We start from the raw sequence: 20,776 nt of genomic DNA, 5'->3' as shown, positions 1-20,776 counted from the left end.
ATGTCACGCACAACACTTCAAATCACAGCGCTCGCTTGCGTGCTCGCCACCGGGGTCGCGGTCGCGCAGCAGTCGACGATCTCGACCCTGCGCCCGACGCCACCGACCGAGGACGAAACGCCGCCGCCCATGCGCCCGGCGATCGACACCGACATCCGCGAAGTGCGCAATTATCCCGAACAGCCTCCGGTCATTCCCCACGACATCGAGGGCTATGAGCTTAGCGCGAATTTCAACAAGTGCCTGTCCTGCCATGAACGCGCTGCGACCGGGCAAAGTCAGGCGCCCATGGTGTCTGTCACGCACTATATCGACCGTCACCAACAGGTCCTGGCCCAGGTTTCGCCGCGCCGCTACTTCTGCACCCAGTGCCATGTGAGCCAGACCGAAGACGCGCCGCTGGTGGCGAATACCTTTATCGACATCGACACGCTCATCGGCATGAGCCAGGAAAGCGAGTGACGGCCCATGCGCAATTTCATCAAAACGCTCTGGCAGGTCATGCGCCGCCCAAGCACCCATTACTCGCTGGGTTTCCTGACGCTTGGCGGGTTCATCGGGGGCATCGTTTTCTGGGGTGGCTTCAATACAGCCCTCGAAGCGACGAATACCGAGGCCTTCTGCATCAGCTGCCACGAAATGGAAGCGAATCTTTACGCTGATCTCCAGCAAACGGTGCATTTTACCAATGCCTCGGGCGTGCGGGCCAAGTGTTCAGACTGCCACGTTCCCCACGAATGGACGAACAAGATCGCCCGAAAAATCGCCGCGTCGAAAGAGGTCTACGGCAAGATTTTCGGCACCATCAGCACGCGCGAGAAGTTCGAGGAACACCGGCTCGAAATGGCGCGTCGCGAATGGGCGCGTTTCGAAGCGAACGACAGCCTCGAATGCCGAAACTGTCATAGTTTCACCGCGATGGATTTTTCGCGCCAAAGCCCGCGCGCAGCCGAGCAGCACGAGCGGATGGTCGGCTCTGGCGAGGCGACCTGCATCGATTGCCACAAAGGGATCGCGCACACGCTCCCGAACATGTCCCAAGAACAGGCTCGGGTGCTGCTGTCGCCGCCCCAGTTGCCCGGGGACGGCTCGGAACAGGTCGAAGCCTATCTTGAGCAAACGCAGATACAATAGCGGCCACCAATCGCCCGGTTCATTGCGAAATCACAATACTTCGCAAGCTGCGGTTCCTTAGATTGTGTCCTACCCGTCCGGGCCGCCCGAACGGGTTGGGACGAAAGGAAACCGATATGCTCAACAACATCGGTCTTCCCGGCCTCGCGATCATTGCGATGGTCGTGATCGTGCTCTTCGGACGCGGAAAGTTGTCGTCGATTATGGGGGAGGTCGGACAAGGCATCACCTCATTCCGCAAGGGGATCGAAACCAAAGACGACAAGGACGAGAACGCGGCAGTCTGAACTCTCACCCGGTAACTGCCGAACGCCGCCGGTGTGCCCGGCGGCGTTTACTGGTTCCTCCGCTCCACCTCCTGCCCCTCGCCGCAGCCCCGGCGACAGGGCAATCGCGAAAGTCAGTCGGCGGCGTTCGTGATCGTCGCGGCCTTGAGCGCCTCGAGCCCGTCGCCGATGCCGGTCAGGTCCAGACGGAAGATCAGCGGTTCGCTGCGCAGGCCGGGGCGGTAGCCGGCGACGACGCCGCCTTCGGCCTCGGCATAGGCCCGGAGCGCTTCCAGATCCTCGGACAAGAGCGCTTCACACAGATCCGCCGAGCAGGACTGCCAGACGAATTCCGCACGCTCGTCGCTGTCCTCGGGCTTGAACGCGAAGCCAGAGGGGAAATAGACCCCGTTCGGCACGCGTGCGGCGAGGAAACTCTGTTCGCCATCGCCGGACCAGAAGGCCAGAACCTCGGCCAGGAAAGCGTTGTCGGAGGAGCGGACGAGGCGCTGGGACAGGACGCAGGCAGTTTCACCCACGGCCACCGCCTCACACGTCACGGTCCAGGCGCCGAAGCGCTGACCGTTGGCAATCCGCACCGGGGCCGGGGAGCTTTCGCTCTCGGTTGCTTCGGTTTCGGCCTCGGTCGTCTCGTCCTGCGCGAAACCGAAGGCCGGCAGGGTACACAGCGCCGAAATGGCGGCCAGTTTGGTCAGTCGAAAAGTCATGCGCCGGATCTCCCGCATCCTGAAGTTACACAATCACCCGGCGCATTCCTCAGAACGTCACCGAAATGGAACCGCCGATCATCGGGGCCGCGCTGGGCGTGGCCCAGCCGACGATGCCCGTCGTGATCGGTTTGGCGACGAAGATGTCACCGAAGACGTTGTTGCCCCGCGTGAAGCTGGTGCCGACGCCCACGGAACTGGCCAGCCCGAGCGGTGCGCGCGTGCTGTCGAAGGCCTGCCCGATGTCGCCGAAGACGAAGGGGCGGATGCCGATGCCAGCGCCGAGGGCGAAGGGGGCGGATTTCTCGATCTGGAAGCGGGCGACATAGCCGCTGTCCCCGACCGAGAGGTTGGTCGGATAGCCCCGGACGGCCCCCGGCGCTGTGACGCTGAAGGTGTTCCATGTGGGCATGGTCCCGACGAGCGCGGCCTGACCGGAAAGCGAGACCGAACTGAAGATGTGCTCGCCCAGAGACAATGCGAAGAGCGCGGAGCCGGAGACCGAGACATAGGTGTTCCCGGTCGTGGCGAAGACAGCGTCGGAATAGCTGCCGGCCGTGATCTGCCCGCCTGCCGAAAGGCTCCAGCCGTCGCCGTTGATATACCCCGAGGCACCGAGGCTGCCCTGCGGGCCCCATTGGTTGAGCGTCTGGACCCCGAGAAGAGCGGTGCGTTCCCAGTTGTAGGTGCCGGTGGCGGAAAGCGAGAGGCCGCGGTTTGCTTCGGCGATGACCGGCAGGGTGAAGCCTGCGGTCGCCGAGCGGCTGCGCCCGGTGACGCGGGGCGCAGTGATCGAGGCGGAGTTGGTGCCAAGCAGGATCAGAGACACCTTCCCGCCGTTGGGCAGGACCACGCGGGAGTAGTCCACGGATCCCGTGAGCGACCCTTGCCGAAGGAGCGCCGCGACGGTGAGCGGGTCGTTCCAGCCGGTGAGCCCGTTGATCGTGTGCGACACGCCGAGTTGCGGACGCCCGAACGCCGCAGAGCCGTAGTTGTCGAGCGTCACGCTTGTCACATGGCGCTGGATGTCGGGCACGTTCACCACGACATCGACGGTGTTCTCGGCGGACGGGACATAGTCGTAGGCCAGAGGCAGGCCGTCCGTCGCCTGTAGCCTGGCGACGCGTGGATCGATCACACGGTCATCTGCCAACTCGCCCTGCGCAGGTCGAGCTCACTGCGCTTCTCAACAACGTGCGGCGGCTTGCAGAGCGACATGACCTTCAACGTGATGCGTCGCTTGGACCAGAAGGGCGGATCGTCACCGCGCGGGTCGGCACCCGGCGGCTGGACGTGGAACTTCACGGACCGGAGGATGGCGATCCGGTGATCTTCCTGCATGGGATGCTGGACGGCACGGCGCTCACCCGCAAAAGCCAGGAGCTCCTTTCCGGGCACAACCTGCGCTTCATTTGCCCGCACCGGCCCAGCTTCGGCCAGTCTGACCCTGATCCGGGCGACTTCAGCGACGCGCCGCAGCGGTTTGCCGGGGATCTGAAGCAGATCTGCGGGCAACTTGGCGTGTCCGATCCGGTGCTCGTCGGTCACATGGCCGGGTCGGTCTATGCCTTCGCCGCCGCTGCGGTGTGCGACCCCCGTGCCGTGGTCTGCGTCTCAGGCGGCGTGCCGATCACGTCACGACAGCAGATCAGCGCCATGACGCGACGCCAACGGCTCGTCGCCTTCACCGCGCTCCATGCCCCGAACATGCTGCCCTATGTCCTGCGGGCAGGTATTCACCAGCTCAAGAACGGCGGAGACAAGCGGTTCATGACCTCGCTTTATGAAAACGCTCCGGTGGACTTCGCTGTGACGCAGGACCCCGAGATCCGGTGGCTTATCCTTGACGGATACCAATTCTCGGTGCGCCAGGGGCATCAGGCGTTCGAGATCGACAGCCAACAGGTCGTGCGGGATTGGAGCCATCTCGTCGAAGCGTCGCAGGCCCCGGTCCACCTGTTCCACGGGGCCCATGACAGCGTGGTGACCGTGGAGTCGGTGCGCGCATTCGCCGGACGGCTGGGCGAGCGGGCGCGGGTCACCGTGCTAGAAGCTTCCGGTCAGCTCCTGTTCTACAAGGAGCCACGCGTTGTGCTGGAACGGCTCCGCCACATCTTCGATCAGTCGCAGGCCTGAGCGGCCGTCCAAGCCCGCGTCACGCCGAAAAGCGAGACCGGGACGATGAGCGGGCGGACCTCCGGCAGGGGCCGGAATCCGAAGAAAACACTGGTGCCGCGTTTGAGTCGCTCGACCTCTTCCGCCCCGATGGGGGCGGAGGCGAGGCAGGTGCGGTCAGTGCAGCTTTGCCATGTGAGGCCGATGGCTTCTTCCCCTCGCGGATGGGTGTAGGTCAGCGGCTGGGACAGGGCAGCACCCAAAGGCACCCGCGCGGTCATGATGGCCGGATGCTCGGGATCGTCCTGCGGCAGGAGCGCGACACTCAAGAGGCCGGACCCGGCGTCCCGCAAGCCTACGGAGATCATGGCGAGGCAGCCCGCCGCACCGCGCACCATGGACCAGTCCCGATAAGTTTCATCGGCGGCTTGCGCCCGGACCGGCAGGGCAAGAAGCACAATGATCGCAAGTATGAGTGACCGGTTCACCATGTGGCATGAAGGGCGGGGCCAGCCCGCCCTGTCAATCGCAAGCGGAGTGAATTCCGCGCCTTGCCTTGTCAAATGCGCCAAACATCGCGACGATTGGTGCCGCAAATCGGGGGAGGGACATGAACTCGATCGACCGGAAACTGGACGACGCCGCACGCGCGGCCTGGCTGTCGCATGTGGGCGGCAAGAAACAGGACGAGATCGCGCGGATCATGGGCATTTCCCGCCAATCCGCACAACGCCTCCTTTCGCAGGCTCATGCAGCGGGGCTGGTGAAGGTGCGCATCGACCACCCCATTGCGCGGTGCATGGGGATCGCAAGCCGCCTGCGCGAGGTCTATGGCCTCGACATCTGCGAGGTGGTTCCGTCTCTGGGTGGCGCGCGTGAAAGCGGCGCGGCCGTCGCGACGGCGACGGGTGACATGATTGAGCGTTGGTTGCTGTCGGTCGAACCCGTCGTCATCGGGCTTGGCACCGGGCGGACGCTGAGAGCCGCCGTCGAGCACCTGCCGCACCTCGACTGTGCCCAGCACCGGATCGTGTCGCTGACCGGGAACATCGCGCCGGACGGGTCGACCGCTCATTACAACGTGCTCTTCACCATCGCGGACAAGGTTACCGCCACGACCTATCCGATGACCATGCCGGTGATCTCGGCCACGGCGGAAGAACGGGCCGCGCTGATCGGGCAGAAGACGCTGGAAACCGCGCGGGAGCTGACACAAAGGACCGATGTGCGTTTCATCGGGGTCGGGACCATCGCCGATCCCGCGCCGCTTGCACTCGACGGGTTCATCTCGGTCACCGATCAGGAACGGTTGATCGGGAAGGGCGCGGTGGGCGAAGTGATCGGCTGGGTGTTCGATGCGCACGGGCGACTGATCGAGGACACGGTGAACGAGCGTGTAAGTTCCGCCCCGGTCCTGCCCGGCCCGACGGAGCCGACCATCGCCTGTGCCTATGGCCGCGACAAGATCCCAGCGATTCGGGCCGCCGTCGAAGGACGACTTGTGAATGGCCTGATCACGGACGAAGAAACCGCGATAGCGCTAACAGAATCTTCCTGACTCAATATAGCGAATGGAATCAACAGGCTGCCCGCGATTGCTGCGGTGCAGAGATGAATTGCGTTGACGTGAGTCAGGCGAAAATGAATAATTGCCCTTGAGCTTGGCAATTGCTCACCACTTTTGGGAGGACATAATGAACACGACGATCCGCGCCCTTTTGGGTGCTACCGCACTTACGGCCACGGCGTTTGCCGCGACCGCTGCGAGCCACGAAAACACCACCCTGACCATCGCCACCGTGAACAATGGCGACATGATCCGGATGCAGGGCCTCGCCGACAACTTCACCGAGGAAACTGGCATAGAGCTGGAATGGGTCACGCTGGAAGAGAACGTGCTGCGTCAGCGTGTGACACAGGACATCGCCACCAATGGCGGCCAGTTCGACGTTATGACCATCGGCACCTATGAAGTTCCGATCTGGGGCGCGCAGGACTGGCTCGTATCACTCAATGACCTGCCGGCCGAGTATGACGTGGACGACCTCCTCCCCGCCATCCGCGGCGGCCTGACCGTCGATGGCGAGCTCTACGCCGCGCCGTTCTACGGCGAAAGCTCGATGGTCATGTACCGCACCGACCTGATGGAAGCAGCCGGCATGGAAATGCCCGAAGCCCCGACCTGGGACTTCATCGCGGAAGCGGCAGCGGCAATGACCGACAAGAGCAACGAGGTTTACGGCATCTGCCTGCGCGGCAAGGCCGGCTGGGGCGAGAACATGGCGTTCTTGTCGGCCATGGGTAACTCGTTCGGCGCGCGCTGGTTCGACATGGACTGGAACCCGCAATTCGATACGCCGGAGTGGGAAGCGACACTGACCACCTATCTCGACCTGATGAACAACTACGGCCCGCCGGGCGCATCGTCGAACGGCTTTAACGAGAACCTCGCGCTGTTCCAGCAGGGCAAGTGCGGCATGTGGATCGACGCCACCGTCGCCGCGTCCTTTGTGACCAACCCCGAGGACTCGACTGTTGCGGACAAGGTGGGTTTCGCGCTCGCCCCCGATAACGGTCTGGGCAAGCGCGGCAACTGGCTCTGGGCATGGTCGCTGGCCGTTCCCGCCGGATCTGACTCCCCTGATGCGGCCAAGGAATTCATCGCTTGGGCGACGTCCAAGGAATACACCGCGCTGGTGGCAGAAAACGAAGGCTGGGCCAATGTTCCGCCGGGCACCCGCACCTCGCTCTACGAAAACCCGGAGTACCAGAAGGTGCCGTTCGCCGAGATGACGCTTCAGTCGATCAACGCGGCCGACCCGACGAACCCGACGGTCGACGAGGTTCCCTACACCGGCGTTCAGTTCGTCGCGATCCCCGAGTTCCAGTCCATCGGGACCGCTGTGGGTCAGACCTTCTCGTCTGCGCTCGCCGGCCAGACCTCGGCCGAAGACGCGCTCACACAAGCGCAGGCCCTCACCGAGCGTGAGATGAAGCGCGCGGGCTACATCGAGTAAACCCTCCTCCCGGGTCGGCCTTCGGGCCGGCCCACACTCTCCAATCAGGTCTATAGCAATCACCCGGCCACGCGTTCCGGGTCATTCCTTCAACCCTGTCGGGACACACAGGATCGGGAACCAGCCACATGGCGACGAAAGCTTCACGCACGGCCGCACGGGCCATGATCTCACCTTCGGTCATCCTGCTGCTTGGCTGGATGCTGATACCCTTAGGGCTGACGATCTACTTTTCGTTGCTGCGCTACAATCTTCTGATGCCGGGGCCGACACCCTTTGTCGGATTCGAGAATTACGAGTTCTTCCTGACGAATCCCGCGTTTAAGACATCGCTCATCAACACGCTGCTGCTGGTCGGCGGCGTGCTGGTCATCACGGTCGTGGGCGGTGTCCTCCTCGCCCTGCTCCTGAACCTTGAAATGTGGGGACAGGGAATCGTGCGGGTCCTGGTTATCGCCCCGTTCTTCGTCATGCCGACCGTTTCGGCGCTTGTGTGGAAGAACATGTTCATGAACCCGGTCAACGGTCTGTTCGGTTACCTTTTCAAGAGCGTCGGTCTGGAACCTTTCGACTTCCTCAGTCAGGCCCCGCTTGCCTCGATCATCGGGATCGTGAGTTGGCAATGGCTCCCGTTCGCGACGCTTATCCTGCTCACGGCGATCCAGTCTCTCGACAGCGAGCAGCTCGAAGCGGCCGAGATGGACGGCGCGGGCGCTTTCAGCCGGTTCTTCTACATCACCCTGCCGCACCTCGCGCGCTCCATAACCGTCGTGATCCTGATTCAGACCATCTTCCTCCTGTCCGTCTTCGCGGAGATCTTCGTCACCACGAACGGCGGGCCGGGCAACGCATCCACGAACCTGACCTTCCTGATCTACAAGGAAAGCCTGCTTAGTTTCGACGTGGGCGCGGGCTCCGCCGGTGGCGTCGTCGCCATCATCCTCGCCAATATCGTTGCGATCTTCCTGATGCGGATGATCGGCAAGAACCTCGACGCCTGAGGAGGGGGACCCATGGCACGCGCAGTCACCACGCAACGCAAGGCACTCAACACGCTGATCGCCTGGATCATCGGGCTCCTGATCTTCTTCCCGATCCTCTGGATCGCGATCCTGAGCTTTCATTCGGAGGGCGACGCGATCAAGCGGCCGCTCGAAGTGCTCACGTCGCAATGGACGTTCGAGAGCTATGCAACGGTTCAGGAACGCTCCAACTACTTCCGCCATTTCTGGAATTCGGTCATCATTTCGGTGGGCTCCACGGTCCTCGGCCTCCTCATCGCCGTGCCCAGCGCCTGGGCAATGGCCTTTGTCCCCGGACGGCGGACCAAGGATGTGCTGATGTGGATGCTGTCGACCAAGATGCTTCCACCGGTCGGCGTTCTGCTCCCCATCTACCTGATCTGTCAGAAGCTCGGCGTTCTCGACACCCGCATCGCGCTGGTCTTCATCCTCATGATGATCAACCTGCCGATCATCATCTGGATGCTCTACACATACTTCCGCGAAATTCCGGGCGAAATCCTCGAAGCGGCGCGCATGGACGGGGCCTCGCTGCGCAACGAGGTGATCTATGTCCTCCTGCCCATGGCCGTGCCGGGCATCGCCTCTACCCTCCTTCTGAACATCATCCTCGCCTGGAACGAGGCTTTCTGGACGCTCACGCTGACTGCCGCCAAGGCCGCGCCGTTGACCGCGTTCATCGCCAGTTACTCGTCGCCCGAGGGCCTGTTCTACGCGAAACTTTCGGCGGCCTCGATCATGGCCATCGCGCCGATCCTCATCATGGGCTGGTTCAGCCAGAAACAACTCGTCCGGGGCCTGACCTTCGGCGCGGTGAAATAAGGAAAGACCATGGGACGCATCACGCTGGATAAAGTGACCAAGGCGTTCGGCGACGTGGAGGTGATCCCGCCGCTGGACCTGACCATTGACGACGGTGAATTCGTCGTTTTCGTCGGGCCGTCTGGCTGCGGAAAATCGACCCTATTACGGCTGATTGCGGGCCTCGAAGATGTGACATCTGGCGAAATCCGCATCGACAAACAACCGGCGACGCACTTGCCCCCGGCCAAACGCGGCCTTGCGATGGTGTTCCAGTCCTACGCGCTGTATCCGCACATGTCCGTGCGCAAGAACATCGCCTTTCCGATGAAGATGGCGGGCATCTCCGAAGCTGAACAGAAGCGCAAGATCGAGGATGCCGCGCGGGTGCTGAACCTGACCGACTACCTCGACCGGCGCCCCGGCCAGCTATCCGGTGGTCAGCGTCAACGGGTCGCCATCGGGCGGGCCATCGTCCGTGAACCGGCCGCGTTCCTGTTTGACGAGCCGCTCTCCAACCTCGACGCCGCTCTGCGCGTCGGGATGCGCCTGGAGATCTCCGAACTGCACGAGCGGCTCAAGACGACGATGATCTACGTCACGCACGATCAGGTCGAAGCCATGACGATGGCCGACAAGATCGTCGTGCTCCGGAAAGGCGTGATCGAGCAGGTGGGTAGCCCGCTGGAGCTTTACACCGCCCCGCGCAACACCTTTGTCGCGAGCTTCATCGGCTCGCCCAAGATGAACCTGATCGAAGGGGCGGAAGCGGCCAAGCACGACGCCAAGACGATCGGCATTCGGCCCGAGCATCTGGCGGCGTCCTCCACCGAAGGGGAATGGAAGGGAACCGTCATGGTGTCTGAACACCTCGGCTCCGACACGTTCCTGCACGTCACGGAGACCGGCCTTGCCGAGACGATGACGGTTCGCGTCGGCGGCGAGTTCAGCGTGCGGCACGGCGATACCGTTTTTCTCACCCCCGACATGACGAAGGTCCATAGGTTCGACGCGGCGGGTCTGCGCATCGCATGAAACGGCTGGACGGAAAGACGGCATTGATCACCGGGTCGGCTCGCGGCATTGGGCTGGCGTTCGCCGGTGCTTACGTCCGTGAAGGTGCGCGCGTGGCGCTCGCGGACATCGACTTCGCTCGTGCGAAGGAGGCTGCCGGGGAAATTGGCGGCGCGGCATTTGCAGTCGAGATGGATGTTACGGACCAGGGGTCGATTGACGCTGCTGTCGCCGAAACAGTTTCTAACGCTGGTGACATTGACATTCTCATAAACAACGCTGCGGTCTTTTCCGCCGCTCCCATCGCCGAGATCGAGAGAGAAGATTTCGAGCGCGTCATGGCAATCAACGTGAGCGGCACACTGTTCACGATGCAGGCGGTCGCGAAGCACATGATCGAACGCGGCAAAGGCGGAAAGATCATCAACATGGCGTCGCAAGCGGGGCGCCGGGGTGAGGCGCTTGTCAGTGTCTATTGCGCGTCAAAAGCCGCTGTCATCTCGCTCACCCAATCTGCCGGACTGAACCTGATCGCGCATGGAATCAATGTGAACGCCATCGCTCCGGGTGTGGTGGAGGGAGAGCATTGGGACGGCGTGGATGCCTTCTTCGCGAAGTACGAAAACAAGCCGCGCGGCCAGAAAAGGCGCGAGGTCGGTGAGGCCGTACCTTTTGGTCGTATGGGCCAAGCCGAAGACCTGACCGGGATGGCGATCTTCCTCGCCTCCGATGAGGCCGACTACATCGTCGCACAGACATACAATGTCGACGGCGGGAACTGGATGAGCTGATGGCGCCGATAAGACTATCCCTCGATACCCTCGAATCCCTGCCTGCCGCCGTCGCGCGCCCGGGCTATGAACGCTCCGACCTGTCAGCCGGGATCGTGCATTTCGGAGTCGGGAACTTCCACCGGGCGCACCAAGCAGAGTATCTGGACCGGCTCTTTTCATCCGGCGAGAGCCGGGACTGGGCGCTTATCGGCGCCGGCGTGTTCGAGGGCGAGCGCAAGGGGCGCGACGTTCTGGCCGAGCAGGATTGGTTGACCACGCTGGTCGAGCAGGAGGCCGACCGCAGCGAGGCGCGCGTTCTGGGCTCGATGATCGATTATGTGGAACCCGCGAATGCGGAGGCGATCATCGCCTGCCTCGCGTGCGCTGACATCCGGATTGTGTCGTTGACGATCACCGAGGGCGGTTATTTCCTCGACTCGCAGGATCGGTTTGATCCGGGCCATCCTGCGATCCTCGCCGACGCCGAAATGCCAGACGGCCCGAAGACGGTGTTCGGCATGATCCTTGCCGGTCTGCGTGCGCGACGTTCGGCGGGGCTGGACCCGTTCACAGTGATGTCCTGTGACAACATTCCCCATAACGGCGTCGTGACGCGTAACGCTCTCACCGGCCTTGCCGCGCTATCCGATCCCGGCTTCGCCGCTTGGATCGGGGAAAACGTGGCCTTCCCGAACGGGATGGTGGACCGCATTACGCCTGCCACCACCGACCGGGAACGTGAAATCCTGCGCAATGACTTTGGTGTCGAGGACAGCTGGCCGGTCTTCTGTGAGGGCTTCACCCAGTGGGTGTTGGAGGACAACTTTCCACTCGGACGCCCTGCGTTCGAGAAGGTGGGTGTGCAGTTCGTTGAAGATGTCTCGCCTTTCGAGCTGATGAAGCTGCGCGTCTTGAACGGCGGGCATGCGACGATCGCCTATCCGGCGGGTCTTCTAGGCATCCACTATGTTCACGAAGCGATGGAGCATCCTGTGATCCGGGCTTTTCTGCGCAAGCTCACCGAGACCGAGGTCATCCCGACCGTTCCCCCGGTGCCGGATACTGATGTCAGAGCCTATTTCGACTTGATCGAATCGCGGTTCTCGAACCCCAAGATCGGCGACACTGTACGCCGGCTATGCCTGGACGGATCGAACCGGCAGCCGAAATTCATCGTGCCGGTCCTTCGCGATGCCCTGGCCTCGGGCGGATCGGTCGAAGGGCTCGCGCTGGAAAGCGCGCTTTGGTGTCGCTACTGCGCAGGCGAGGATGAAGCGGGTGCGATCATCGCGCCAAACGACCCGAACTGGGACGCGCTGGTGCCTGTCGCGCGGGCTGCACGGGAGTGTCCCGAGGTTTGGCTCACTCAGGAAAACATTTATGGCGCGGTTGGCCGCGATCCAACGTTCATCGCGGCCTTTGGTCGTTGGCTCGGCATGCTATGGTCCGAGGGAACCGTCGCCACGCTCGAATCCTACCTTGCCGAAAGCTGATCCATGACCCCGACCCTCGCCCCACGGCTCGTGATCTTCGATTGCGACGGCGTGCTGGTGGACAGCGAGACGATTTCCCTGTCGGTCCTGTTGGACTATCTGGGCGCGGCAGGCGCAAGGATCAGCGAGGCGGAAGGCTATCGCCACCTGCTCGGTCGTTCGATCGCTTCCAATGCCGCTTGGCTCCGGGCGGAACATGGCGTGGACCTTGATGAGGCGGCACAATCAACACTGCGTCACACGCTGTTCGACCGGTTTCGGGCCGAATTAGAGCCTGTTTTAGGCGTTCAAGAGGTTCTTGATGCGCTCGACTGCCCTTATTGCGTCGCCTCGTCGAGCCAGCCCGACCGTATTCGGTTTTCCTTGACCGTGACGGGACTCATCGACCGTTTCGAGCCGTTCATTTTTTCCGCTTCACAAGTTGCGAACGGCAAGCCTGCGCCCGATCTGTTCCTGCTGGCCGCGAGCGAGATGGGCGTGGAACCGCGCGATTGCCTCGTGGTCGAGGACAGCCCTGCGGGCGTCCACGCGGCGCGTGCTGCGGTGATGCCTGTCGTGGGCTTCACGGGCGGGAGCCACGCAGGACCCGCGAACCTGAACGCGGTAGTTGCATCGGCAGGCCCGGATGCAATCATCGAAACCATGCAGGACCTGCGCGCCCTTCTGCGCGTTTCGGTCTGAATTCGGAGCGTCCATGACAAAATACGTTTGCGCAGTCGATGTCGGTACCCGCTCGGCGCGGGCGGCGTTGTTCGACGCGCAGGGCGTGATGCAGCCGAGAGAAGTCGAGCCGTTCGCGATCCATGTCTCGGGCGACGACATTGGCGAATACCGGTCTGCTGATATCTGGGCCGCGGTGTGTCGCGTGGTGCGGCGCGCGCGAGACGTAGCGGGGGTCAGAGCGGAGGATGTCGCGGGCCTCGCCTTCGACGCAACCTGTTCTCTCGTCTTGCTGGACGGACAGGGAGCCGGGGTGGCCATCGGGGACGGTGGACGCGACACGATCGCCTGGTTCGACCGGCGGGCACAGGTCGAGGCCCGGCAGGCTAGTCATGTCGGCGGACTCGTGATCGACCGCCTTGGCGGAGCCATGTCCCCAGAGATGCAAGTGCCCAAACTCATGTGGGTGCGCGATCACCGCCCCGCGGCCTGGGCGAAACTCGGGAGCTCGCTCGACCTTACCGACTGGCTCACCAGCAGGTCGATCGGCCGGGTCGTGCAGAGCCACGCGTGCCTGGCTACGAAATGGCCCTATCACCGGGATGCGGGTGGGTGGCAAAGGGCCTTTCTCGACGGGGTCGGGATGGGTGATCTGATTGAAAGGGTTTCGCTGCCGGACAGGGGCGCCGCGGTGGGAGAAGGCCTTGGCCCGTTGACCGCCGAGGCGGCGGCGGCGTTAGGTCTGACGACCGGGACGCTCGTTGGTGCGGGCCTGATCGACGGGTACGCCGGCGCGCTTGGATGCGAAGCGCTGGCCGGACGGGACGGGTGTGGCCGGGCGACCGCAATGGTCATCGGCACCTCGGCAGGTCTGATCGATACACGCGAGGCGCAACCGGAGCCTCGCGGACTCTGGGGGCCGTTTCGCGAGGTGATCCGGGACGAAACATGGTGTGTCGAGGGCGGGCTAACCCATGCCGGCGCACTGCTCGACCGGGTTTTGTCCCATTGGCCCACTATCGGTGTGGGGGGCATCGGGCATGATACGGTGTTGGGCGAGGTCGAGGCGCGGGTGTCGCAGCGAGGCTATGCTTTCGCCGACGACCTTCACGTTCTGCCCGACCCGAGCGGTATGCGCGGGACACCGATTTCATCTGATCCGGGTGGCTCGATCCACGGTCTGAGACCGGACGGGTCGCTCGCCGCGCTCGCCGCGCTCTATTGGCGCACCGCTGTCGCACTTGCCCTGAGCGTTGAGCAAGTTCTGGATCGTTTTTCGGAGTCAGGGCTTGGTTCGGACACGCTCGTCATGTCCGGGGGTCTCTCGGCCAGTCCCGTTCTCACGCAACTCTTCGCGGATGCAACGGGGCGCGACATTCTGCTCCCGGTGCGCTCAGACTGCATTCTGCTGGGCACGGCAATAGCGGCGAGCGTCGCATCCGGCCTTCACGGCGATCTGACCGAGGCGGGCAGGCGCATGGCACCCGCAGCGCGCCGGGTCGCGCCGAACCCGGACGCGCGATGCGCTCTCGCCCGCGACCGGGCGGTGTTTCGACAATTGCAGGAAAACCGCGAGTTGCTGGCGCGCCTTTAACGGCGCAGACGCGCGATCAGCCCGCTTTGCAGGTCAGGTAGGTCAGGACGGAATCTACGATCGTCTCACGCATGACGTTTTGCCCTTCGTCGGAAAAAAGCTCCTCGCCGAATTTCGTCGAGAAGCTCGGGCGATTGGACACGTTGTAGAAGGATTGGGCCTGAATCTGCCAATGCAGCATCAAAGCATCCACGTCTTTACGGAAGACGCCATCATCCTGACCCCGCGCGAGGATGCGTTCGACACGCTTCAGAGTGCGGAGGTTCAGGTCGCGCAGGAACTCTGACTTTTTCAGGTAAGCCGCGTGATTGACGTTCTCGTTCATCACCATTCGGATCAACTCGGGGTGTGCCCGGTGGTGTTCGAAGGTGAAACGGATAACGGCCCCCATTGCATCGCGGGGACCGAGGCCTTCGATGTCGATGTCTTCTTCACCGGCGCGGACCCGGGTATAGGCCGCTTCAAGTGCGGCAAGATACAGACCGTCCTTGTCACCGAAGTAGTAATAGATCATCCGTTTGGATGTTTTCGTCTTTTCCGCGATCTCGTCGATCCGCGCGCCGGCAAGCCCGTGCTCCGCGAATTCGGCCATCGCAACCATCAGGATGTCATGCTTGACGCCTTCGGCGTCTTGCTTCCAAGTCCTGCGCAGCTGTTCGTCTTTCATTTTTTCGCTCGCAAATGCCCATTTTTCTCTGCCCTCTGTCCTTAATGGTTAACATCCTATTGTTGTTCCACAAGGTAAGGTTTTCCTCTTTTTTCTGATTCCGGGTTTGAAAACAAGGGCTTACGGTTTGCCATTTCGCGAAACGCAAAATGGCAATGATGTAAACGATTACAAAGGGTTAATGAGAGGTTAACGTCGGGTTCCAGGCATTCACCGGTCCAGAAGCGCCGCCTGTTAGGAGTTGCCGGAAAACAACAACTCGAGGCACTGCCATGACCCAAGCATCGCCCCGGCTGACGCTGCCGTTCATTCAGCCTGCTCAAGCACAGAAACACGTCACCCATAACGAAGCCCTGCGGTTGCTGGACACCGTCGTCCAGTTGTCGCTGGATACGATGGGCGCGACCACGCCGCCTGCCTCACCCGGAAACGGCGATACGCACGCCATCGGGAGCGGTGCCACCGGCGACTGGGCCGGACATGATGGCGAGATCGCTACCTGGCTGGACGCAGCCTGGTACTTCCAGATCCCGAAGGCCGGTTGGCTCGCCACTATCGCTGGCGGAACCGACGTGTATGTCCACGATGGGAGCGACTGGACATTGGCCACAGCATCCGTGGACCTCGACAATGTGTCGGGGCTTGGCGTCAACACGGCCTCGGACACGACCAACCGTCTCGCCGTGTCTGCGCCGGCGACGCTTCTCAGCCATGAGGGCTCGGGGCATCAGCTCAAGATCAACAAAGCGGGGCTGTCCGATACTGCGTCGCTCCTCTTCCAGACAAACTGGTCGGGACGGGCGGAAATGGGGCTGGCAGGGAACGACCGTTTTTCCATCAAGGTGAGCGGTGACGGGTCGGCCTGGGATGAGGCGCTGAACATCGGGCCCGGCGAAGGCATCGTGACCACGGAGACCATGGTCGGCACGGTCTCGGCCACGCCCGGCGTCGGGTCGGCGGTGATCGAAGAGGGGAGCGGAGTGAACGGGAGCTTCACCAAATTTGCGGACGGCACGCTTATCTGCAGCACCGGCAGCTTCGCGACCCTCTCCGGCGCTGCGGCGACGTGGACCTTGCCGGAGGCATTCACCAACACTGATTTCACAGTCACCGCGACGGTCATCGGGAGCACGCCCGCAGTGGCGACCATTTCCGCCCGCACGACCTCCACCGTCACTATCGAGAGCTTCGACCTCTCCGGATCGGATACGGCGACGCCGGCCGTGACGTTGATGGCCGTGGGCCGCTGGTTCTGACGAAAACGCCACGGGTCGGGAAATTCTCCCGGCCCGTCTCACCTTCGCCCGAAAGCCGTGCTAATCGGTCGACAGACGAAGGGCGGAGCACATGGCGAAGACGATACATATCCTGAACGGACCGAACCTGAACCTGCTGGGCAAACGGCAGCCGGAGATTTACGGCGCCGACACGCTGGCGGATGTCGAGACGCGTTGCGCCACGCTGGGTGGTGAGCTTGGGCTGGAGACAGCCTTGTTCCAGTCGAACCACGAGGGTGAGATCGTCGACCAAATACACCAGGCACGCGACCGAGCGGCCGGGATCATCATCAACGCCGGGGCATACACCCACACTTCCGTCGCCATCCTCGACGCTCTCAACACGTTCGAAGGATCGGTGATAGAGGTGCATATCTCTAACATCCATGCGCGCGAGGCGTTTCGCCACCACTCCTACATGTCCGCCCGTGCCGATGGCGTGATCGTGGGATGCGGCGTGGAAGGTTATGAGCTCGCGTTGCGCAGGTTGGCGACGCTTCTGGCATGACGGATCGCTACGCGGTGTTCGGCCATCCGATCGGCCACTCGAAATCCCCCTTCATCCAAGGTGAGTTCGCACGTCAGTTCGGCGAGGACATGACATATGAGGCGATTGAAGCGCCGCTGGACGGGTTCGCCGGGGCGTTGCGCGCGTTCATTGATACTGGCGGTATCGGGGCGAACGTGACGGTGCCATTCAAACTCGAGGCCTTCGAGTTGGCCGACCACTCGAAGGACGCCGCGCGGATCTGCGGAGCGTCCAACACGCTTCGGATCGTGGGCGGGCAGATCGAGGCGGACAATACCGATGGGGTCGGGCTGGTCCGGGACATTACTGAGAACCTCGGCATTCCGCTCTCCGGCGCACGGGTTCTCTTCGCCGGGGCCGGAGGTGCGACACGAGGGGCGGTCGCCCCGTTCCTTGCCACCGGGGCGGACGTCACTATCGCCAATCGCAGCGTCGGGAAGGCGACCGCGATCGTGGACCTGTTGGGTGACCGGGGGCCTCTGCGCGCTGTGAGTTACGACGACCTGACGGGTTTCTACGATATCGTCTTGAACGCCACGACCCTGAGCCTGACAGGGGACGCGCCGCCGCTCAGACCATCGGTATTCGAAGGGGCGCGGCTTGCCTACGACCTGGTCTATGGCAAGGGACTGACCCCGTTCCTCGCGCAAGCCGAGGCGCGAGGCGCGCAGGTGGCGGACGGCGTTGGCATGTTGGTCGAGCAAGCCGCCGAAGCGTTCACTTGGTGGCGCGGCAAACGCCCGGATACAGCCCCGGTGATCGAAGCAATGATGATCCCGCTGACCTGAACCGACAGATCAGACGAGGCCCTTGAACAGACCCTGAAACCACGAAATGGGCAGGTGCTGACCTACCGTGAACATCAGCGAGAAGGGTTTCGGGAAGGAATACGAGAACGTGCGTTTGTCGATGGCCCTGATGACGTGATCCGCCGCAGCCTCCGGCTCCATAAGCTGCGGCATGTTGAACTCGTTCTTCTCGGTCAGCCGCGTCTTGATGAAGCCCGGGTTCATGCGCTGGATAAGGATGTCGGTCTTCGACAGGTCGATGCGCAGGTTCTCGGCCGTATGCATGACGGCGGCTTTCGAAAGCCCATAGCCCAGCGCGCCGGGAAGGCCACGAAACCCCGAGAGCGAGCCGATCAAAGCGATGTGGCCTGTATTTTTTTCGACGAAACGCGGAACGACTTCACCGAGGACGTTGAGACAACCCGTGATGTTCGTCGCGACCATCATCCGGGCCGCATCGCCGTTCCACTCGGTCGATTTCATCGGTTCGTAGGCGCCGACCGAGTAGATGAAGCCATCGAAATCTCCGGCCTTCTGGGCGGCATCAGACACTGATTTCGGGTCCGTGACGTCCACGGGAACGACCGTGGCGTCACGCATGCCTGCGGCAAGGTCTTTCAGCCGGTCCTCACTGCGCGCCGACAGGACCAAAGACGCGCCGCGTGCGTCGAGCGCCTCGGCCAGTGATCGACCCAGACCCTCACTCGCACCGACGAGCCAGTAGCGTTTCGCGGGGAGCGGTTTTGTCACTCAGGTCACCTCTTCGATGGGGGGTTCGGGACGCTTTCGGAAGGTCGCGCCCTTGATCTTCAGCTTCGCCGCTTGCCAAAGGATCAGCGCCATCACGCGCAGCGCCCCGGCGGGGCGGCGCAGCGCCATGACCACGATGGACCGGGCAGTCAGTGGGGCGAGTGGGCCAGAGAGGGTGGCGACCATCCCCTTATTCCCATCGACAAGATCAATGGTCATGTCGATCCGGTCATCTCTCACATCGAAGCGAAAGCGATAGTCGCCCGAAATCTCCTGAAACGGAGAGACGTGGAACACCTTGCGGGAGGTCAGGACGTCCTTCGGCCCGATGGGCGCGAAATCCGGCTTTGCGCACAGATAACTGTGCCGGTCGCCCATCGTGTTGTTCACTTCGGCGATGACTGCGACGAGGTCGTCGCCGCGCAGTGCAAGCCAGAAGGCGACTGGATTGAACCAGAAGCCGGCAAAGCGTGGCTGAGCGAGAAGCAGGAGCTTCACGCCGTCCAGCGGAAGCCCGGCATTTGCCAGCACCTGTTCAGCCCAGACGACACCCTCGCCATTCCCACGCGCGCCGCCATGATCGCGGTCGTGCATGGAAAAGAGCCCGGCTGAGTTGCGCGAGAAAAGGGGCGGAATGTCACGCCTGTCCTCAGGGTCGATCAGGAGGTAATCCACCCCGTAGCGGAACCGGTTCCGGATCGCGTCCTTTCGGGCGTGCATCGTTTCGCCGCGCATATGACGGGGAGCGAGGCTCATGCAGCGATCACCTGTTCGGCGCGGTCCATCGCCTCGGCAATCGCGGCAGCTGAGGCGAAGCCATCCTCATGGAACCCATGTCTGGTGTAGGCCCCGGCGAACCACGTTCCATTGTCGCCCTGAATCGCCTTGAGCTCCTTTTGAGCGCGAAGTGCGGCGCGGTCGAACACGGGATGTCGGAAGGTCACCTCGTCATAGATGAGTTCTTCGCGGATCTCGCTCGACGGGTTGAGCGAGATGAACATCGGGTCGTTCTCGGGAATGTTCTGTAGCCGGTTCATCCAGTAAGTCACTCCAATCTGCGTGTGATCCCCCTGTGTCTCAGCCTTGTAGGTCCAGGACGACCAGCAACGGCGGCGATTGGGCATCTGGCCCGGGTCACTATGAAGGAACGCGCGATTGTCCTGATAGTTCAGATTGCCAAGCGCCGCACGCTCGGCGGGCGTCGGATCGGCGAGCAGACGAAGGGTATCGTCGGAATGAGTCGCGAAGATCACCTGATCGAACGTCTCGGCCGGTGCCCCCTTAGCCTCGACGCGCACCTGCCCCGGCTTTCGCGTGACGGATCTGACCGGAGTGCCGGGGCGCAGCGTTACACCGCGCATCCGCAGGTCATCGGTCATCCGGCGGACATATTCGACGGAGCCCCCGTCGATCGTCATCCACTGGTGCTGTTTCCATCCAAGAAGCGAGTGGTTCTTGAAGAAATTGACCAGCGTACGGGCGGGGAAAGCACCGACGTCCATCGTCGGGGTTGACCAGATCGCGCCGCAGATCGGCATGAGGTAGTATTGCGCGAACCAGTCACCCAGACCCAATTTGGCCACCAGATCGGCGATCGTTATGTCGTCGCTGTCCGCTGCGGCCTCAGCCTCAGCGTTGAAGCGGACGAGGTCGCGGATCATCTTCACGAAGGCCGGGCGGGCAACATTGCGTCGTTGGCCGAAGATCGTGTTCAGGTTCTGGAGCGAATACTCCACCTTGCCGCCGTCAATGGTCGCCCCGAAGCTCATGTCCGACTTGGCCACCGGGACGTCGAGCTTGTCCAGCATGGCTGTGAAATGCGGATAGGTTTCGTAGTTGAACACGATGAACCCGGTATCGACCGGCTGATCGCCGGTGCGCCCTGCCATGACTGTGCGGGCGTGTCCGCCAAGGCGCGGCTCGGACTCGTATAGCGTAACCTCGTTTTGGGGGGAGAGCAGCCAGGCGGCGGCGAGGCCGGACACGCCGCCTCCGATGACGGCGATGCGTTGTGGCCTGATGGGTGGGGCGTCGAATGACATGCGAATTCCTCGTTAGTTCAGGCAAGGTTACGGTTCGAGGAAAGATACGGATCATTACTGATCCAAGTTTCACGCGGCGTCGTAACTTGGGTATGTTGCGCCTTGA

General features: G+C 62.7%; 24 protein-coding genes. 16 read left to right on the top strand and 8 right to left on the bottom strand.

The annotated features are described in order from the left end of the window. The 3 genes from B2585_RS02315 (at position 1) to B2585_RS02305 (ending at position 1,421) form a co-directional block, all read left to right on the top strand. Positions 1-462 carry a nitrate reductase cytochrome c-type subunit gene (locus tag B2585_RS02315; protein WP_292019564.1) on the top strand — a complete coding sequence of 154 codons (462 nt, stop codon included), beginning with the start codon at positions 1-3 and terminating at the stop codon, positions 460-462. A gap of 6 nt (positions 463-468) precedes the next feature. Continuing rightward, on the top strand, positions 469-1,134 hold the full coding sequence (locus B2585_RS02310) for a NapC/NirT family cytochrome c (protein WP_292019562.1): 666 nt from the start codon (positions 469-471) through the stop codon (positions 1,132-1,134). Between the two features lie 116 nt (positions 1,135-1,250). Beyond that, positions 1,251-1,421, top strand: a complete 171-nt coding sequence (locus tag B2585_RS02305) for a twin-arginine translocase TatA/TatE family subunit (protein WP_292019553.1) — start codon at positions 1,251-1,253, stop codon at positions 1,419-1,421. A gap of 113 nt (positions 1,422-1,534) precedes the next feature. Here the strand turns inward: B2585_RS02305 and B2585_RS02300 are convergent, their stop codons facing one another. From B2585_RS02300 to B2585_RS02290, 3 genes are read right to left on the bottom strand one after another with little or no spacing between them, the layout of a single operon-like run. Continuing rightward, the gene (locus B2585_RS02300; protein WP_292019551.1) at positions 1,535-2,128 is read right to left on the bottom strand and encodes an invasion associated locus B family protein; all 594 of its coding nucleotides are present in this window, start codon (positions 2,126-2,128) and stop codon (positions 1,535-1,537) included. Between the two features lie 49 nt (positions 2,129-2,177). Continuing rightward, the gene (locus tag B2585_RS02295; RefSeq protein WP_292019549.1) at positions 2,178-3,266 is read right to left on the bottom strand and encodes a ShlB/FhaC/HecB family hemolysin secretion/activation protein; all 1,089 of its coding nucleotides are present in this window, start codon (positions 3,264-3,266) and stop codon (positions 2,178-2,180) included. Next, positions 3,263-3,433 carry a hypothetical protein gene (locus B2585_RS02290; RefSeq protein ID WP_292019546.1) on the bottom strand — a complete coding sequence of 57 codons (171 nt, stop codon included), beginning with the start codon at positions 3,431-3,433 and terminating at the stop codon, positions 3,263-3,265. The genes B2585_RS02295 and B2585_RS02290 overlap by 4 nt, the downstream gene beginning before the upstream one ends. On the opposite strand from B2585_RS02290, the gene B2585_RS02285 reads away from it, so the two are divergent. After that, complete coding sequence (locus B2585_RS02285; protein ID WP_292019545.1) at positions 3,422-4,264, top strand: alpha/beta fold hydrolase; 843 nt, start codon at positions 3,422-3,424, stop codon at positions 4,262-4,264. The two genes, B2585_RS02290 and B2585_RS02285, sit on opposite strands and share 12 nt — an antisense overlap. On the opposite strand, the gene B2585_RS02280 is transcribed toward B2585_RS02285, so the two are convergent. After that, positions 4,249-4,734 carry an invasion associated locus B family protein gene (locus B2585_RS02280; protein WP_292019543.1) on the bottom strand — a complete coding sequence of 162 codons (486 nt, stop codon included), beginning with the start codon at positions 4,732-4,734 and terminating at the stop codon, positions 4,249-4,251. The two genes, B2585_RS02285 and B2585_RS02280, sit on opposite strands and share 16 nt — an antisense overlap. A gap of 119 nt (positions 4,735-4,853) precedes the next feature. On the opposite strand from B2585_RS02280, the gene B2585_RS02275 reads away from it, so the two are divergent. The 9 genes from B2585_RS02275 (at position 4,854) to B2585_RS02235 (ending at position 14,617) form a co-directional block, all read left to right on the top strand. Then, on the top strand, positions 4,854-5,801 hold the full coding sequence (locus B2585_RS02275) for a sugar-binding transcriptional regulator (protein WP_292019541.1): 948 nt from the start codon (positions 4,854-4,856) through the stop codon (positions 5,799-5,801). A 136-nt stretch (positions 5,802-5,937) separates the two neighbouring features. Further along, on the top strand, positions 5,938-7,260 hold the full coding sequence (locus B2585_RS02270; protein WP_292019539.1) for an ABC transporter substrate-binding protein: 1,323 nt from the start codon (positions 5,938-5,940) through the stop codon (positions 7,258-7,260). Between the two features lie 128 nt (positions 7,261-7,388). After that, positions 7,389-8,261: a carbohydrate ABC transporter permease gene (locus B2585_RS02265; RefSeq protein WP_292019534.1), complete on the top strand. Its 873-nt coding sequence runs from the start codon at positions 7,389-7,391 to the stop codon at positions 8,259-8,261. 12 nt (positions 8,262-8,273) lie between these two features. Then, positions 8,274-9,104 carry a carbohydrate ABC transporter permease gene (locus tag B2585_RS02260; protein ID WP_292019532.1) on the top strand — a complete coding sequence of 277 codons (831 nt, stop codon included), beginning with the start codon at positions 8,274-8,276 and terminating at the stop codon, positions 9,102-9,104. Positions 9,105-9,113: 9 nt separating this feature from the next. Then, positions 9,114-10,118, top strand: coding sequence for an ABC transporter ATP-binding protein (locus tag B2585_RS02255; protein WP_292019531.1), 1,005 nt, complete (start codon positions 9,114-9,116; stop codon positions 10,116-10,118). After that, positions 10,115-10,888: an L-iditol 2-dehydrogenase gene (locus B2585_RS02250; protein ID WP_292019529.1), complete on the top strand. Its 774-nt coding sequence runs from the start codon at positions 10,115-10,117 to the stop codon at positions 10,886-10,888. The genes B2585_RS02255 and B2585_RS02250 overlap by 4 nt, the downstream gene beginning before the upstream one ends. Beyond that, complete coding sequence (locus tag B2585_RS02245; protein WP_292019527.1) at positions 10,888-12,363, top strand: mannitol dehydrogenase family protein; 1,476 nt, start codon at positions 10,888-10,890, stop codon at positions 12,361-12,363. Before B2585_RS02250 ends, B2585_RS02245 begins: the two co-directional genes overlap by 1 nt. Before the next feature lie 3 nt (positions 12,364-12,366). Continuing rightward, positions 12,367-13,044, top strand: a complete 678-nt coding sequence (locus B2585_RS02240; protein WP_292019525.1) for an HAD family hydrolase — start codon at positions 12,367-12,369, stop codon at positions 13,042-13,044. A 13-nt stretch (positions 13,045-13,057) separates the two neighbouring features. Beyond that, the gene (locus B2585_RS02235) at positions 13,058-14,617 is read left to right on the top strand and encodes an FGGY-family carbohydrate kinase (RefSeq protein WP_292019524.1); all 1,560 of its coding nucleotides are present in this window, start codon (positions 13,058-13,060) and stop codon (positions 14,615-14,617) included. 16 nt (positions 14,618-14,633) lie between these two features. Here B2585_RS02235 and B2585_RS02230 read toward each other — a convergent pair whose 3' ends face one another. After that, complete coding sequence (locus B2585_RS02230; protein WP_292019522.1) at positions 14,634-15,284, bottom strand: TetR/AcrR family transcriptional regulator; 651 nt, start codon at positions 15,282-15,284, stop codon at positions 14,634-14,636. A gap of 272 nt (positions 15,285-15,556) precedes the next feature. Here B2585_RS02230 and B2585_RS02225 point away from each other — a divergent pair, with 272 nt between their 5' ends. The 3 genes from B2585_RS02225 to aroE all read left to right on the top strand — a co-directional run bounded on the left by B2585_RS02225 (position 15,557) and on the right by aroE (position 17,878). Further along, the gene (locus B2585_RS02225; protein ID WP_292019520.1) at positions 15,557-16,540 is read left to right on the top strand and encodes a DUF2793 domain-containing protein; all 984 of its coding nucleotides are present in this window, start codon (positions 15,557-15,559) and stop codon (positions 16,538-16,540) included. Between the two features lie 91 nt (positions 16,541-16,631). Then, positions 16,632-17,069, top strand: a complete 438-nt coding sequence (gene aroQ / locus B2585_RS02220; RefSeq protein WP_292019518.1) for a type II 3-dehydroquinate dehydratase — start codon at positions 16,632-16,634, stop codon at positions 17,067-17,069. Beyond that, entirely contained in the window at positions 17,066-17,878 is an 813-nt protein-coding gene (aroE, locus tag B2585_RS02215) for a shikimate dehydrogenase (RefSeq protein ID WP_292019517.1), read from the top strand. Before aroQ ends, aroE begins: the two co-directional genes overlap by 4 nt. Positions 17,879-17,887: 9 nt before the next feature. On the opposite strand, the gene B2585_RS02210 is transcribed toward aroE, so the two are convergent. From B2585_RS02210 to B2585_RS02200, 3 genes are read right to left on the bottom strand one after another with little or no spacing between them, the layout of a single operon-like run. Further along, entirely contained in the window at positions 17,888-18,628 is a 741-nt protein-coding gene (locus tag B2585_RS02210; RefSeq protein WP_292019515.1) for an SDR family NAD(P)-dependent oxidoreductase, read from the bottom strand. Continuing rightward, positions 18,629-19,384 carry a DUF1365 domain-containing protein gene (locus B2585_RS02205; RefSeq protein WP_292019512.1) on the bottom strand — a complete coding sequence of 252 codons (756 nt, stop codon included), beginning with the start codon at positions 19,382-19,384 and terminating at the stop codon, positions 18,629-18,631. Beyond that, complete coding sequence (locus B2585_RS02200; RefSeq protein WP_292019509.1) at positions 19,381-20,670, bottom strand: NAD(P)/FAD-dependent oxidoreductase; 1,290 nt, start codon at positions 20,668-20,670, stop codon at positions 19,381-19,383. The genes B2585_RS02205 and B2585_RS02200 overlap by 4 nt, the downstream gene beginning before the upstream one ends. Positions 20,671-20,776: the final 106 nt, after the last annotated feature.

It is taken from the genome of Maritimibacter sp. UBA3975, from assembly GCF_002384975.1.
GTDB lineage: Bacteria > Pseudomonadota > Alphaproteobacteria > Rhodobacterales > Rhodobacteraceae > Maritimibacter.
This window is presented reverse-complemented; position numbering and strand designations above follow the sequence as displayed.